This window comes from Mesorhizobium sp. M0029, from assembly GCF_040323735.1.
Taxonomy (GTDB): domain Bacteria; phylum Pseudomonadota; class Alphaproteobacteria; order Rhizobiales; family Rhizobiaceae; genus Mesorhizobium.
This window is the reverse complement of the sequence record NZ_JAMYVF010000010.1, coordinates 73,086-87,945: the sequence shown is the minus strand read 5'-3', so window position 1 is coordinate 87,945 and position 14,860 is coordinate 73,086. Positions and strand designations below refer to the sequence as shown.

At 64.6% G+C, this 14,860-nt stretch carries 15 protein-coding genes; 11 read left to right on the top strand and 4 right to left on the bottom strand.

All coding sequences use genetic code 11. The features are described 5' to 3' along the window. Nucleotides 1–32: 32 nt before the first annotated feature. From aroA to NKJ76_RS17880, 4 genes are all read left to right on the top strand, one after another. Nucleotides 33–1,391, top strand: a complete 1,359-nt coding sequence (aroA, locus tag NKJ76_RS17895) for a 3-phosphoshikimate 1-carboxyvinyltransferase (protein WP_023671314.1) — start codon at nucleotides 33–35, stop codon at nucleotides 1,389–1,391. A 240-nt stretch (nucleotides 1,392–1,631) separates the two neighbouring features. Next, nucleotides 1,632–2,276, top strand: a complete 645-nt coding sequence (gene cmk, locus NKJ76_RS17890) for a (d)CMP kinase (protein ID WP_023671315.1) — start codon at nucleotides 1,632–1,634, stop codon at nucleotides 2,274–2,276. 204 nt (nucleotides 2,277–2,480) lie between these two features. Then, nucleotides 2,481–4,178: a 30S ribosomal protein S1 gene (gene rpsA / locus NKJ76_RS17885; protein WP_023671316.1), complete on the top strand. Its 1,698-nt coding sequence runs from the start codon at nucleotides 2,481–2,483 to the stop codon at nucleotides 4,176–4,178. A 248-nt stretch (nucleotides 4,179–4,426) separates the two neighbouring features. After that, nucleotides 4,427–5,248: an MOSC domain-containing protein gene (locus tag NKJ76_RS17880; protein WP_023732646.1), complete on the top strand. Its 822-nt coding sequence runs from the start codon at nucleotides 4,427–4,429 to the stop codon at nucleotides 5,246–5,248. A 137-nt stretch (nucleotides 5,249–5,385) separates the two neighbouring features. On the opposite strand, the gene NKJ76_RS17875 is transcribed toward NKJ76_RS17880, so the two are convergent. From NKJ76_RS17875 to NKJ76_RS17860, 4 genes are all read right to left on the bottom strand, one after another. After that, nucleotides 5,386–6,093 carry an SDR family NAD(P)-dependent oxidoreductase gene (locus NKJ76_RS17875; RefSeq protein ID WP_023732645.1) on the bottom strand — a complete coding sequence of 236 codons (708 nt, stop codon included), beginning with the start codon at nucleotides 6,091–6,093 and terminating at the stop codon, nucleotides 5,386–5,388. Nucleotides 6,094–6,280: 187 nt separating this feature from the next. Further along, entirely contained in the window at nucleotides 6,281–7,861 is a 1,581-nt protein-coding gene (locus NKJ76_RS17870) for a 5-guanidino-2-oxopentanoate decarboxylase (protein ID WP_023695923.1), read from the bottom strand. After that, nucleotides 7,858–8,526, bottom strand: a complete 669-nt coding sequence (locus tag NKJ76_RS17865; protein ID WP_023725953.1) for a TetR family transcriptional regulator C-terminal domain-containing protein — start codon at nucleotides 8,524–8,526, stop codon at nucleotides 7,858–7,860. Before NKJ76_RS17865 ends, NKJ76_RS17870 begins: the two co-directional genes overlap by 4 nt. Then, nucleotides 8,496–9,368, bottom strand: a complete 873-nt coding sequence (locus NKJ76_RS17860; protein ID WP_023725952.1) for a dimethylarginine dimethylaminohydrolase family protein — start codon at nucleotides 9,366–9,368, stop codon at nucleotides 8,496–8,498. The genes NKJ76_RS17865 and NKJ76_RS17860 overlap by 31 nt, the downstream gene beginning before the upstream one ends. Between NKJ76_RS17860 and NKJ76_RS17855 the strand changes: the two genes are divergently transcribed. The 7 genes from NKJ76_RS17855 (at nucleotide 9,295) to NKJ76_RS17825 (ending at nucleotide 14,829) form a co-directional block, all read left to right on the top strand. Continuing rightward, a complete protein-coding gene (locus NKJ76_RS17855) occupies nucleotides 9,295–9,450 on the top strand; it encodes a hypothetical protein (RefSeq protein WP_196813600.1) in 156 nt (51 codons plus the stop codon). The genes NKJ76_RS17860 and NKJ76_RS17855 overlap by 74 nt on opposite strands. A 144-nt stretch (nucleotides 9,451–9,594) precedes the next feature. Continuing rightward, on the top strand, nucleotides 9,595–10,410 hold the full coding sequence (locus NKJ76_RS17850; protein WP_023671322.1) for an ABC transporter ATP-binding protein: 816 nt from the start codon (nucleotides 9,595–9,597) through the stop codon (nucleotides 10,408–10,410). A 54-nt stretch (nucleotides 10,411–10,464) separates the two neighbouring features. Then, nucleotides 10,465–11,265, top strand: a complete 801-nt coding sequence (locus NKJ76_RS17845; RefSeq protein ID WP_023671323.1) for a transporter substrate-binding domain-containing protein — start codon at nucleotides 10,465–10,467, stop codon at nucleotides 11,263–11,265. A gap of 156 nt (nucleotides 11,266–11,421) precedes the next feature. Next, nucleotides 11,422–12,135: an ABC transporter permease gene (locus NKJ76_RS17840; protein ID WP_196814080.1), complete on the top strand. Its 714-nt coding sequence runs from the start codon at nucleotides 11,422–11,424 to the stop codon at nucleotides 12,133–12,135. Continuing rightward, nucleotides 12,135–12,944, top strand: a complete 810-nt coding sequence (locus NKJ76_RS17835) for an ABC transporter permease (RefSeq protein WP_023732642.1) — start codon at nucleotides 12,135–12,137, stop codon at nucleotides 12,942–12,944. The genes NKJ76_RS17840 and NKJ76_RS17835 overlap by 1 nt, the downstream gene beginning before the upstream one ends. Nucleotides 12,945–13,058: 114 nt before the next feature. Next, a complete protein-coding gene (locus NKJ76_RS17830; RefSeq protein ID WP_352538003.1) occupies nucleotides 13,059–14,060 on the top strand; it encodes an Ldh family oxidoreductase in 1,002 nt (333 codons plus the stop codon). A 316-nt stretch (nucleotides 14,061–14,376) separates the two neighbouring features. Then, a complete protein-coding gene (locus NKJ76_RS17825) occupies nucleotides 14,377–14,829 on the top strand; it encodes a DoxX family protein (protein WP_023755780.1) in 453 nt (150 codons plus the stop codon). The last annotated feature ends 31 nt before the right edge of the window (nucleotides 14,830–14,860 follow it).

The window sequence follows — 14,860 nt, the reverse complement described above, 5'->3', positions numbered from 1 at the left end:
CGGTGCGCCGGCATTCCGTCCAGGGAAATTCCATGTCTCACGCCGCCGCTGCCAAGCCGGCCACCGCCCGCAAATCATCCGCCCTTTCCGGCACCGCTCGCGTGCCGGGCGACAAGTCGATTTCGCACCGTTCCATGATGTTCGGCGGCCTTGCCTCCGGCGAAACCCGCGTCACCGGCCTGCTCGAAGGCGAGGATGTGATGCGCACGGCGGCCGCCATGAAGGCGATGGGCGCGCATATCGAGAAGCGCGGCGCCGAGTGGGTGATCCGCGGCACCGGCAATGGCGCGCTGCTGCAGCCGGAAGGCCCGCTCGATTTCGGCAATGCCGGTACCGGCTCCCGCCTCACAATGGGCCTCGTCGGCACTTACGACATGGAAACGACCTTCATCGGCGACGCATCGCTGTCGGGACGGCCGATGGGCCGCGTGCTCGAACCCTTGCGCCAGATGGGCGTGCAGGTGCTGAAGGCGACGCCGGGCGACCGCATGCCGATCACGCTGCATGGGCCGAAACACGCCGCACCCATTACCTACCGCGTGCCGATGGCCTCGGCGCAGGTGAAGTCGGCCGTGCTGCTGGCAGGCCTCAACACGCCCGGCATCACCACCGTGATCGAACCGGTGATGACGCGCGATCATACCGAAAAGATGCTTAGGGGATTTGGCGCCAATCTCTCGGTCGAGACCGACGAGCGCGGCGTGCGCCACATCTTCATCGAGGGCCAGGGCAAATTGACGGGGCAGACCATCGCCGTGCCCGGCGACCCCTCCTCGGCCGGCTTCCCGCTGGTCGCGGCACTGATCGTGCCGGGTTCGGACATCGTCATCGAGAACGTGCTGATGAACCCCACCCGCACCGGCCTGCTTCTAACGTTGCAGGAAATGGGCGGCCAGATCGACATCTTGAACCCGCGCAATGCCGGCGGCGAGGATGTTGCCGATCTGCGCGTGCGCTACTCCGAGCTCAAGGGCGTCACCGTGCCGCCCGAGCGGGCGCCGTCTATGATCGACGAATATCCGGTGCTGGCGGTTGCCGCGAGCTTCGCCGAGGGCGAGACGTTGATGCAGGGGCTGGAAGAGCTGCGGGTGAAGGAATCCGACCGACTGGCAGCGGTTGCCAATGGGCTGAAGCTCAACGGCGTCGACTGCGCCGAAGGCGAAGCTTCGCTCGCGGTGCGCGGAAAGCCCGGCGGCAAGGGGCTGGGCGGCCATCCCAATGGCCAGGACACGACGGTGCAGACGCATCTCGACCATCGTATCGCCATGAGCTTCCTGGTAATGGGGCTGGCAACGGAAAAGCCGGTGACCATCGACGACGCCGCCATGATCGCGACGAGTTTCCCGGAGTTCATGGGTCTGATGACGGGGCTCGGTGCGGAGATCGGGTAGGTTGATGCCAAGCGCAAAGCAAGCAGAGATGTCGGCGGGACAGCGCCCCCCTCTGTCCTGCCGGACATCTCCCCCTCAAGGGGGGAGATCGGCCGTCACAGCGGCTTTCGCCAGTTTTCGAAATTGCAGGAAAGAGTGGGGCGCAGAAGCTTCTGATCTCCCCTCTGGAGGGGGAGATGTCCGGCAGGACAGAGGGGGGCGCGAAGGATCGCGGCGTCTGTCTTTCGTGTTGGCCCGCCAATGACCTTCACCATCGCCATCGACGGTCCCGCCGGCGCCGGCAAAGGCACGCTGGCCCGACGGCTGGCCGACCACTACCGCCTCAACCTGCTCGACACCGGCCTCACCTACCGCGCCGTCGCCTATGCGTTGATCCGGCACGCGCTGCCACTCGACAATGTCTCAGCAGCCGAAACCGCCGCACGCCAGGTCGATCTGGCAAAGCTCGACCGTGCGGTGCTGTCGGCGCATGCGGTTGGCGAGGCGGCCTCGAAGGTCGCGATTTACCCTACCGTCCGGCGCATCCTGGTCGAAAAGCAGCGCGATTTCGCCAGGACACCGCCAGGCGCGGTGCTCGACGGGCGCGACATCGGCACGGTTGTGTGCCCTGACGCCGACATAAAGCTCTATGTGACGGCGAGCGCCGAAGTGCGGGCGCAGCGCCGGCTGGCCGAGATCGAAAGCATCGGCGGCACCGCCGATTTCGCCGAAATTCTTGCCGATATTGTGCGCCGCGACGAGCGCGACATGGGCCGCGCCGACTCGCCGCTGAAGCCGGCGGCGGACGCGCACTTGCTTGATACCTCCGAAATGGCTATAGAGGCCGCGTTTCTGGCGGCCAAAGCGATCATCGACGACGCCCTGGCCAAGAGAGACAAAGCCTGATCCAGGGTTTTCCCGCTCCACCGATTGCCGGAAGCGAAGAAAATACCCATATCGGGCACGAACCAGCCTGCCAGCATTCTTCATGCGCCGGAATTGCCGCTTAGGCGGCCCAGGGCTTTTGTAGCCCGGAACGCCGGCAGGCCAACGCAACGCTAACCCACGGCGCCCGTCCCGCTTAAGATGCGGGGCACTCCAGGAGAAAATATGTCAGCTGCAAATCCCACTCGCGACGATTTCGCGAGCCTGCTCGAAGAATCATTTACCACCGGTCACTCCGGCGAAGGTCAGGTCGTCAAGGGCACGATCCTGGCGATCGAAAAAGACATGGCCATCATCGATGTCGGCCTCAAGGTCGAAGGCCGCGTGCCGCTGAAGGAATTCGGCGTCAAGGGCAAGGACTCGACGCTCAAGGTCGGCGACACGGTCGAGGTCATGGTCGAGCGCATCGAAAACGCGCTGGGCGAAGCCGTCCTGTCGCGCGACAAAGCCCGCCGCGAAGAGAGCTGGGTCAAGCTCGAAGAGAAGTTCACCAAGGGTGAGCGCGTCGAAGGCGTCATCTTCAACCAGGTCAAGGGCGGCTTCACCGTCGACCTCGACGGCGCCGTGGCGTTCCTGCCGCGCAGCCAGGTCGATATCCGCCCGATCCGCGACGTCTCCCCGCTGATGCACAACCCGCAGCCCTTCGAGATCCTCAAGATGGATCGCCGCCGCGGCAACATCGTTGTGTCGCGCCGCACCGTGCTCGAGGAAAGCCGCGCCGAACAGCGTTCGGAAATCGTGCAGAACCTCGAAGAAGGCCAGGTTGTCGAAGGCGTCGTCAAGAACATCACCGATTACGGTGCGTTCGTCGACCTCGGCGGCATCGACGGCCTGCTGCATGTCACCGACATGGCATGGCGCCGCGTCAACCATCCGACCGAAATCCTCAACATCGGTCAGACGGTCAAGGTGCAGATCATCCGCATCAACCAGGAAACCCACCGTATCTCGCTCGGCATGAAGCAGCTCGAGAGCGATCCGTGGTCCGAGATCGGCACCAAGTTCCCGATCGGCAAGAAGATCAAGGGTACCGTCACCAACATCACCGACTACGGCGCGTTCGTCGAGCTGGAGCCGGGCATCGAAGGCCTCATCCACGTTTCGGAAATGTCGTGGACCAAGAAGAACGTGCATCCCGGCAAGATCCTGTCGACGACGCAGGAAGTCGACGTTGTCGTGCTCGAGGTCGATCCGGCTAAGCGCCGCATCTCGCTCGGCCTCAAGCAGACGCTGGAAAACCCGTGGCAGGCTTTCGCCGCGAGCCATCCGGTCGGCAGCCAGGTCGAGGGCGAGGTCAAGAACAAGACCGAGTTCGGCCTGTTCATCGGCCTCGAAGGTGACGTGGACGGCATGGTGCACCTTTCCGACCTCGACTGGACCCGTCCGGGCGAGCAGGTCATCGAAGAGTACAATCGCGGCGACATGGTCAAGGCGCAGGTGCTCGACGTCGACATCGACAAGGAGCGCATCTCGCTCGGCATCAAGCAACTGGCCAAGGATACGGTCGGCGAAGCCGCGACTTCAGGCGAACTGCGCAAGAACGCGGTGGTCACCTGCGAAGTCACCGGCATCAAGGATGGCGGTCTGGAAGTGCGGCTGGTCGACAGCGGCATCGAGACCTTCATCAAGCGCAACGACCTCAGCCGTGACCGTGACGAGCAGCGCCCCGAGCGCTTCTCGGTCGGCCAGAAGCTGGACGCCCGCGTCATCGCCTTCGACAAGAAGACCCGCAAGCTGCAGGTCTCGATCAAGGCGCTGGAAATCGCCGAAGAGAAGGAAGCCGTCGCACAGTACGGCTCGACCGACTCCGGCGCTTCGCTGGGCGACATCCTTGGCGCCGCGCTGAAGAAGCAGGGCAGCTAAGCCGCTTGGCGCGCAGCGCGTAAGTCGCTTCGCGCAAGCGTAAACCTCGGCTGCGCCTCACGCGCGGCTTGAACAAGAAGACCCGCGGGCCGCAAGGCTCGCGGGTTTTTTCATGCTCGGCGACGCGGTTGGCACAAGACAAAGCCGGCGGAACCCCTTCAATTCCGCATGCGCGGCTGTAGGCTCGGCTGTCGTTGCAGACGTAAACACGGAAGTCCGGCCCTTCGAGCAACGGAGAAGCATGCGCGATGAAGGTCGTCGAACTCTATCGCTATCCGGTCAAGAGCCTGCGCGGCCATGCCGTGCCGAGCGCCGACATCGAGACAATGGGCATGGAAGGCGACCGCCGCTGGATGGTCGTCGACAAGGATGGGCAGTTCCTCACCATTCGCCAGATACCTGATATGACGACGATCGACGTCGAGCATCGCGGAACGGGCATCCTGTTGAAACATGACAGGCATGGCTCGCACTTCGTCGAGGCTCCGGCTCCCGGCACCGCGCTCCGGCAAGTCAAGATCTGGAAGGATATGGCTGCCGCGCGGCCGGGCGATCCGGCCGCCGGCGCCTATCTCTCGGCTATTCTTGGCCGGCCTGTCGATCTCGTCTATTTCGACGATCCGCAAAACCGGCCGGTCGATGCGGAATTCGGCCAGCCCGGCGATTTCGTCGGCTTTGCCGACGGTTTTCCGCTGCTGATCGCCACGACAGGCTCGCTGAACCATCTGAACAGCCATCTTGCCAGGCCCATCGAGATGGCGCGGTTCCGGCCAAACATCGTCGTCGACGCAGACGGCGCATGGCCTGAAGACAGCTGGAAGACGATCCGCATCGGCACGGTGGAGTTGCGGATCGCAAAGCCCTGCTCGCGCTGCGTCATCACCACCCGAGATCCGTTGAGCGGCGAGCAGCCGGACCCGCGCGAGCCGTTGCAGACGCTTGGCAAACTCCACCGCTCCGCCAAGGGCGGCATCATTTTCGGCCAGAATGCCATTCCCAACAACGCCGGCACGATCGCCATCGGCGACGCAGTCGAGGTCGTGGAAGCGGGCGTCTCGAACCTGACGTAGTCGCAGCCCTTCTAATGCCGTGGAGGCGTCGGCGGGTCGCCATGATTGAATGGCCAACCTCCGCTGTAGATCAGGCGAGGTCGGCAAAGGCCGCCATCGGAAGCCAAACCAAATGAGCCGCTCTGCGCGGCGGAACTTCAGGCGCGGCCGTAGAGCGGCGCCAGCGTTCCGCTCATTGCCAGATTGGCCGGTGATGCCAGATAGGCGATTGCCTCGGCGGCGGCTTCGAGGCTGACCCATCTGCCGAAATCGGCGTCCGGCATGTCGGCGCGGTTGGCTGGCGTATCGAGCGTCGAGGGCGCCACCGCGTTGACCAGTATGCCTTTGTGCTTCAGCTCTTCCGCCATCGCCACGGTCATCGCCGCCACCGCCGCTTTGCTGGCGGTATAGGCGACCATGCCGGCGCCTCGGCGCGGATCGAGCCCGGCGCGTGCCGTGACATTGACGATGCGGCCCGCTGTGTTCGAGCCCAGCATGGAGCGCACCGCAGCGCGGCAGCACAGAAAGGCGGTGCGGGCGTTGGTGTCCATCATTTCGGCAAAGGATGCGGATTCGATCTTCTCGACCGGGGCTGCGGCAAAGCCGCCGGCCAGATGGATGGAGGCCCACAATTCGGGGACGCTGTCATAGAAGGCATCGACCTTGGCAGGATCGGCGAGATCGACATTGTGCGCCAGCCGGACGCGATCATGGGCCGCGAAGGGGAAATGCGAGGGGGCCGACGCGTGGGCATTCGGCACATGGCAGATCGCGCCGTCCCCCAGCAATTTGCCGACGACCGCGGCACCCAGCGCCCCGGTGCCACCGGTCACCACGATATGCTTGCCCTGAACTGTTTCCGTCATCCTGGACGCTCCTGTCGTTTCTTATGATTATGTCGCTTGTCGTGCCGCGCCGACGCAGAGCGTCGCGCCTTTTGCACGATCACTCAACCGACATCTCGACATGGCAGTTGTTGCGTCTTTGCATCGCTCGAAGTCGCCGACCGCCCCCTTCTGACCCGCGCATTGACGTAAAGCGCGCGGTCAAGCGTCAGTCGATGGTGATTTCGACGACGTGAGGCATGCCCGTTGCGCGTGCGCGTTTGAGCGCATCGGCGAGACCGGCAGTACCGGCAAGCCGTTCGGCTGATATGCCGTAGGCCTCGGCCAGCTTGCAGAAATCCGGCGGCGCCGGCGACACGCCGACCGGCTCGACGCCGACATCGAGCATCGACGTTTCGATCTCGCGATAGCCTCTGTTGTTCCAGACGACGAAGATGACCGGTGCGGGTGCATCGAGCGCCGCGCCCAGCTCCGGCAAGGTGAACTGGAAGCCGCCGTCGCCGGTGAGGCAGACCACCGGCACGCCGGGCATGGCAAGGGCTGCGCCGATCGCCGCCGGTGGTCCGTAGCCGAGCGCGCCGAAACCGGTGGCGGCATTGAACCAGCCGCCTGGCCGGTCATGGTCGTAGTAAAGGTTGGCGGCGTAGATCGGCTGGGTGGAATCGCCGACGATGATGGCGCCCGGCAGCGCGTCGCGAATGGTTTCCACCGCACGCACCTGCGCGGCATAGGCCGGGCTGAGCTCGGCAAAGGCCGCCTTTCTCGACGCGGCTGCGCGGCTCTCGCCGTCCTTCGCCGCGGCATGATCAGGGTGGAGCGCGCCAAGCAGTGCGCCAAGCGCCTCCGCGCAATCGGCCTGGATGCCGACGCTCACCGGGCGGCGGGCGAGCTGGTCGGCGCCGATATCGATGCGGATCAGATTGGCGGGCAGCACGAAGCCGCCATCGCTGTAACCGTCATAGTCGGTCGGGCCGAATTCGGTGCCGGCGGCGATGACCAGATCGGCGTCTGCCATCAGCGCACGCACCGCCTTCAGGCTGGGGCTGGCCGGCACGCAAAGCGGATGTGCATGCAGCAGACCGCGCGCATTGGCGGTCTGGGCGACAGGCGCGCCGAGCCGCTCGGCCAAAAGCTGCAATGGCTGTTCGGCGCGCTTGGCGCCGCCACCGGCAAGGATCAGCGGCCGGCGCGCGGCTGCGATCAGCCTGGCTGCCTCGGCAATGGCCGCGCCATCCGGCGCCCGCGGCGCTGCATTGGTGAGCGAAGCAGCGATGCCGTCGGCCGGTTTGACCATGACGTCGGTCGGGATCTCGATATGGACGGGGCCCGGCCGCGACGACGAAAACAGCGCGAAGGCCCGCGCCAAAGCGCCAGGCAATTCGCTGGCCTCGGTGACACGCTGCGAAAACAGCGCCACCTTCTCCATCATGCCGCGCTGGTCCGGCAGTTCGTGCAGGAAGCCCAGCCCCTTTCCCAGCGTCGGCATCGCGTTGACGCCCGAAATCACCAGCATCGGCACCGAATCGGCGCGCGCCTGGCCCATTGCGGTGATGGTGTTGGTCAGCCCCGGTCCGGTGATGACAAAGGCAACGCCCGGCCGGCCGCTGGCGCGGGCATAGCCGTCGGCCATGAAGCCGGCGCCCTGTTCGTGACGCGGCGTGACATGGCGTATCTTTGAACGCGCCAGCCCGCGGTAAAGCTCGACAGTGTGGACGCCAGGAATGCCGAAAACGGTGTCGACGCCATGCGCTTCGAGCAGCGTGATCAGCGCTTCGCCGATGGTGGTCATGGCTTCTCTCCCTTTTGCGGCGCGAGGCCGAGCTCGGCCTCTATGGCTTTGACGCCGATCGCCGCCAATTCGCCAGGCGAGAACATCTCTGCGGCCAGACAGCCTTCGATCCAGAGCCCGTCGATGATCGCGTTGATGGCAATGGCATGGCGGCGCAGCTCATTTGCGTTTGGCCTGCGCTGCTCGGCGCCGAGCACTTCGGCAACGACTGCTTCCACCTCGTTGCGAAAGCCAAGATAGCCTTCGCGGTGGGCGCGAGCCAGGCTCGGATCCGCGCCGGCGCGGCCGATGAAGGTTGCCCACAGCGAAAACACGCGTGCATCGATGATCGGGGCGTTGAGGTTGGCGGTAACGAAGGCCGCAAGGCGCTGGCGCGGCGCGGCGTCTTCCATGAGCAATGCTGCCTTCGCCTGCTCGGTCATACGGCCCATCAGCGCCGCGTACGCTTCCTGCAGCAAGTCTTCCTTGCCGGGGAAATAGTGCCGGATCAGCCCCGCGGTGACGCCGGCGCGCAGTGCGATGGTGCGCAGGCTGGCGCCCTCCAGCCCATGTTCGGCCACGCTGTCCAGGGTCGCGTCGATCAAATCCTGCCGCCGCCGCTCCTCGCCCTCGCGGCGGAACTTGCGGCGCTCATTCATTGCCGCAGGATGGGCCGCGTCAGGCATGTCGGCCCACCTTCGCAGGCGATGCAGAGGGCATCCGCCTCGAAGATTTGAACCGTGCAGCCGGCGGCTTCCATCGCGGCCTTGGTCTTGGGAAAGCCGGCGACGGCAATGACTTTATGCGGGCTGGTCGGCAGCACGTTCAGGCTGAGGCCGTTGGACGCGGCAAACTCTTCGGCGTCGCCTTCCACCAGCCGGATGCCGCGCGCCTTCAGCAACTGATAGAACGGCGCCGGCAAAAGCGGTGAATAGACCAGGGCCAGGTCGTCGGCCAGCGGGCTGATCACCGACATCAGATGCAGGCACGCCTCCTCGCCCTGCCACAGCGGCAGATCGAAGCCGTAGACGGAAATGCCGAGCGGCGTCAGCAGGTTGGAAACCTGCTGTATGCCTTCCTGGTTGGAGCGCACCCCGCGCCCGATCACCAGCGTGCTGGCATCCAGCCATACGCAATCACCGCCTTCGACCTGGCCGGGAGCCTGGACGCGGCCGAGGATAGGAATACCCAGGCGTGTGTAGGTTTCCTCATGCAGCGATGGCTCCCGGGCGCGCAATGGCTTGCCCATGGACAGGATCAGCGCGCCGCGGTCGGTCATCAGCGACGGGTCGTGGGTGAATACGGAATCCGACAGCCCGTCGGCCTTGTCATCGATCCATTCGATTTCGGCGCCGGACGCCGTCACCAGCTCAGCGAGAGCCGCGTGCTGCGCCGCCGCTTTCGCCGGGTCGAAACCCGGGCCATAGTGCCAGGTAGCCCGGTCGGCACCGCGCATGGCATTGGCCGCCGACCGCATCAGCACGCGCCGCAACGGCGCCGCCATGGATTGTGATCCGAAAGCGCTCATCAGTGCCCTTTTCAATGCCGTGTTCAAGGTGAAAAAAATGGAAAAAATTTCATCGGAGGCTATTTATACACTTGCACAATAAGGCCGCAAGTGCCGTAATGAGCGGGATTGACGGGCTCGCGCTGTTGGGTCCATGCTGAAGTCTGGAGTGGGCATTACAGCGTATGTTGATTAGCCGGATAGACGTTCGACGATCTGCCGTGGACCCTGTGGCAGAGGTTCCCCGGTGAGCGCGGCGGGAACCGCCGCAGTCCAATCCGGCAAGGCGCAGGACGGCGCCGCCGAAGCCATCCATGTCGAGAACCTGCACAAGAAATTCGGCCATCTGCATGTGCTGAAAGGCGTATCGCTGTCGGCGCGCGACGGCGAGGTGATCGCCATTATCGGCGGCTCGGGTTCCGGCAAGTCGACGCTGCTGCGCTGCATCAACTGCCTGGAAAATCCGACCAGCGGCATCATCCGCGTCAATGGCGAGGAGATCAAACTCAAGGCAGACAGCCACGGCCACACCGTGCCTGCCGACCGCCGGCAGATCGAACGCATCCGCGCCAAGCTCGGCATGGTGTTCCAGAACTTCAACCTGTGGAGCCACATGACGCTGATCGAGAACGTCATCGAGGTTCCGGTGCATGTTCTGGGCGTCAGGCGCGACGTGGCGATCAGGGAAGCCGAAAAGCTTTTGGCGCGCGTCGGCCTCGCCGAAAAGCGCGACGTCTATCCGGCCTATCTCTCGGGCGGCCAGCAGCAGCGCGCGGCGATCGCCCGCGCCCTGGCCATCAACCCGCGCGTCATGCTGTTCGACGAGCCGACCTCGGCGCTGGACCCGGAGCTGGTCGGCGAGGTGCTGAAGGTGATCGGCGACCTGGCGCGCGAGGGCCGCACCATGGTGCTGGTCACGCATGAAATGAAATTCGCCCGCGAGGTCGCGACCCATGTCGTCTACCTCTGCAACGGGCTGGTCGAGGAAGAGGGGCCGCCGGAGCAGATATTCGGCGCACCGAAATCCGAAAGGCTGAAGCAGTTCATCCGCAACATCGGCTAGGACAAGCCGGGACGGAAGAAAACCGGGAACCAACAACAAACTGGGAGTCGTGACATGAAGACTGTTCTGAAAACATTCGCCGCAGCGCTGCTGCTCGGCGTTGCCGCCATGGGCGTGGCCAAGGCCGATCCGGTCAAGATCGGTGTCGCCGCCGAGCCCTATCCGCCCTTCACCTCGCCGGACGCTTCCGGCAAATGGGTTGGCTGGGAAATCGAGTTCATCGACGCCGTCTGCGCCGAGGAGAAGCTCGACTGCGTCATCACGCCTGTCGCCTGGGACGGCATCATCCCGGCGCTGACGACCAAGAAGATCGACGTCATCGCCAGTTCGATGTCGATCACCGCCGAACGCGAGAAGACCATCGACTTCTCGGATAAGTACTACAACACGCCGACCGCCATCATCGGACCGAAGGACCAGAAATTCGGCGCCACGCCGGACGATCTCAAGGGCAAAGTGCTCGGCGTGCAGGTGTCGACCACCCATTCGGCCTATGCCAAGAAGCATTTCGGCCCCACGGCCGCCGAGATCAAGGAATACCAGACGCAGGACGAAGCCAACAACGATCTGGCCGCAGGCCGCCTCGACGCCGTCCAGGCGGATTCGATCGCGCTCGACGCATTCCTGAAGTCGGACCAGGGCAAGGCCTGCTGCGATCTGAAGGGCATGGTGGCTCCGGACGATGAAGTGCTCGGACCGGGCGTGGGCGCCGGCGTGCGCAAGGAAGACACCGACCTTAAGGCCAAGATCAACGCCGGCATCAAGGCGATCCGCTCGAACGGCAAATATGACGAGATATCGAAGAAATACTTCGATTTCGACATTTACGGTGGTGGCGGCGCGCAGTCGAACTGACGATCCTCGCATGAGCTAGGGGGCATGGCGTTAGCGCCATGCCTCCCTGCCCGATCTTTCCCAGACATGCTTGCCGCCGGCGCTGCCGTCGGCGGTTAGAGCCAGCATCCGGGGGCGACGCTGATCGACGCACTTCTTTCGGCCTCGGCGGCCGGCATCATAGAGCTCCTTTCGCCGAATCCGCCGGGCTGGGGCGGCACGCTCTTGCTTGGACTGCTCCATTCGATCGAGATCGCGCTCGGCGCCACGGTCCTCGGTCTCCTGATCGGCACCGGTGGCGCCTTTGGCAAGCTTTACGGCGGTCCGGTCGTGCGCGACCTGCTGGCGGTTTACACCACCATCGTGCGCGCCGTGCCCGAACTGGTGCTGATCCTGCTGCTCTATTATGCCGGGACGGACCTGATCAACCAGGCGCTGACGGCAATGGGCTACCAGCGCGTCGACATCAGCGGCCTTGCCGCGGGCATCGCCGTGCTCGGCTTTGTCCAGGGTGCCTATTCGACCGAAGTGATCCGCGGCGCCATCCTAGCCATACCGCAGGGCCAGATCGAAGCCGCCCGCGCCTATGGCATGTCACCCGGGCTCATGCTGCGGCGCATCACCTTGCCGGCGATGCTGCCCTTCGCCATACCCGGGCTCGCCAATCTGTGGCTGATCGCCACCAAGGATACGGCCCTTCTGGCGGTCGTCGGCTTTTACGAGCTGGCGCTGGCGACGCGGCAGGCTGCGGGGGTCACCAAAGCCTATTTCACCTTCTTTTTCGCCGCGGGCGTGCTCTATCTCATCTTGTCGCTGGTCTCCAACCTGCTCATCGGCCGCGTCGAGGCCTGGTCGCGGCGCGGTATGCCGTCGCTCAAGGATGCGCGCTGATGGCCGGAGAGGCGACCATCATCAACGCTGCCGCGCGCACGTCGCTGTGGCTGCAGCCGCATCGCATCGTGCTGATCCTGGTCGCGATCGCGCTGGTTTTCGGCGCAGCCTTCTTCATGCGCTGGGATTGGCTGCCGCAATATTACGAAATGGGGCTTCTCGGCATCTGGCGGTCGCTGTGGATCCTGGCCGTCACCTGCTTTCTCGGCTTCCTGCTCGCCGTGCCGCTCGGGCTGGCGCAGGCCGCCGGCCCGTTCTGGCTTTCCGCCCCCGCCAGGACATTCTGCACCGTCATCAGGGGCACGCCGCTGCTGATCCAGCTATGGCTGCTCTATTACGGGCTGGGCTCGCTGTTTCCGCAATTTCCCTGGATCCGCGAATCCTGGATGTGGCCGTATCTGAGGCAAGCCTGGCCTTATGGCGTGCTGGCACTGACCTTGTCCTTCGCCGGCTATGAGGGCGAAGTAATGCGCGGCGCCTTTGCCGGCGTGCCGAAGGGGCAGTTAGAGGCGGCCCGCGCTTTCGGCATGAGCCGCTGGAAGATTTTCCGCCGCATCTGGCTGCCGCAGGCCATCTACCGGGCGCTGCCGACGCTGACCGGCGAAACCGTGCTGCAGCTGAAGTCGACGCCGCTGGTGGCGACGATCAGCGTCATCGACATCTTCGCAGTCTCGTCCAAGGTCCGGCAGGACACCTACCTCACCTACGAACCCTTGCTGCTTTTGGCGCTGATCTACATGATCATCACCGGCATACTGGTGTTTGCATTCAGCAAGATCGAGGCGCGCATACCGAACAAGGTGGGCTAGGGAATAGTGAGCAGGCAGTAGTGAGTAGTCAGCATATGACCGGGAAACCGCTTGCTTTCGCTACTCCCTACTGACTACTCCCTACTCACTCTCACCACCAATCGGGTCCGCACCATGCAACTCTCTCTAGACCAGGCAACAGGGCTGTGCCGGATGGCGGCGCTCGGCGCCGGCGCCAATGAGGAGGCGGCGCGGTCGCTCACCGCCTCGATCATTGCCGCCGAGGCGGAAGGGCTTTCGACCGTCGGGCTGACCCATTTCATCGATTACCTCGAAGCGCTGGAAGCCGGCCGCATCGACGGCAATGCCGATCCGGTGATCACCAGGCCGGCGCTCGCCGTCTATCTCTCCGATGCGCGTGGCGGCCTCGCCCATACCGGCTTCGACCGCACCATCGACGACCTCGCCAAGGCGGCAAAGCTGTTCGGCGTCGCCATCTTCTCGCAGAAGAACGCCTATACGTGCGGCGCACTAGGCTATTTCACCGGGCGTCTGGCGCAGCTGGGATTGGTCTCCTTCGCCGCCACCAACGGGCCGGCGGTGCTGGCAGGCTCGGGCTCGGTCAAGCCGGTCTATTGCACCAACCCGATGTCGTTTGCGGCACCCGCCGCCGAGGGCGCGCCGCTGGTCATCGACCAGTCGTCGAGCGCCACCGCCTTCGTCAACATCCGCAAGGCGGCCGAGGACGGCAAGAAGATCCCCGAAGGCTGGGCGCTGGACGCCAGCGGCAACCCGACCACCGATCCGGCCGCTGCCATGAAGGGCGCCATGCTGGCCTTCGGCGGCCAGCGTGGCGCCAACATCGCGCTGATGGTCGAAGTGCTGGCGGCTGGCCTGTCGGGCGCCAACTGGTCGCTCGACGCGCCCTGGTTCTCCGGCGGATCGGACAGCCCGGGAACCGGCCTGTTCGTGCTCGCCGTCGAGCCCAAGCTGCTCGACCCGGATTTCGAGCAGCGCATGAAGGACCAGCTCGACCGGCTGCGCCGGCGCTTTGGCGTGCACGTTCCGGGCCGGGCGCGGGCCGAAGCGGCCGAGAAGGCGCAGGCGCGCGGCATCAATGCCCCCAAAGCCGTGGTGCAGCGCATTTCCGAGTTCGCCGAGCGCTATTCGGGCTGAAGCGGTCCTGCGACAACGCGACCTGGCTGAACCTTTCTACCGATCGCAACGACCAATAGCTGCCGGGTCGGGTTTGCCCGGTCGGTGTCTTCTGTCGGATGCGTTTAGGGCCCGGGCGGGCGTATGCCGTCTCAGGTTATCCGCCGCGTTGCGCTCTGTCTCGACAGTTGCGTCACCCGGAAAACCCCGCTTCGGCGGGGTTTTCTGCGTTCGTGCTCTGTGTGCTAAAACATGATGGCGAAGTTAACTTTTGTTAACTTGACTTGCCGGAACCATCGGGCGTTTGCAAGGGATCGTCACAACAACAGGAGCTACGATGTCCGCAACCACCGACGCTTCCCGGGGCAAACTTATCGTTCCGGTGTTTGGCCGCCTGTATTCGTCGCTGTATGATGGCGCCGAAACCCTTCTGCGCGTCGTCGCCGGCGGGTTTCTCACCATTCACGGCTCGCAGAAGATCACCAACCCTTTCGGCACCGCCGAGATGGTCGAAGGCCTCGGCTTCTATCCCGGCGCGTTCTGGTCGCTGCTTTTGTCCTGCACCGAATTCTTCGGCGGCATTCTGATCGCCATCGGCCTGTTGACTCGGCCCGCAGCCTTTGCCGGTATGATCGTGCTGCTGGTCACCGTCTGGTTCCACTGGATCACTGTCGGCCAGGGCTTTTCCGGCGCTGAAAAGTCGCTTCTATGGGCGGCGATCCTGCTGTTCTTCGTTATCCGCGGCGGCAACCGCCAGTCGGTCGACGCGCGCCTCGGCAAGGCGTTCTGAAGGGTCCATAAGAGGGTGGCAGCGACGACGC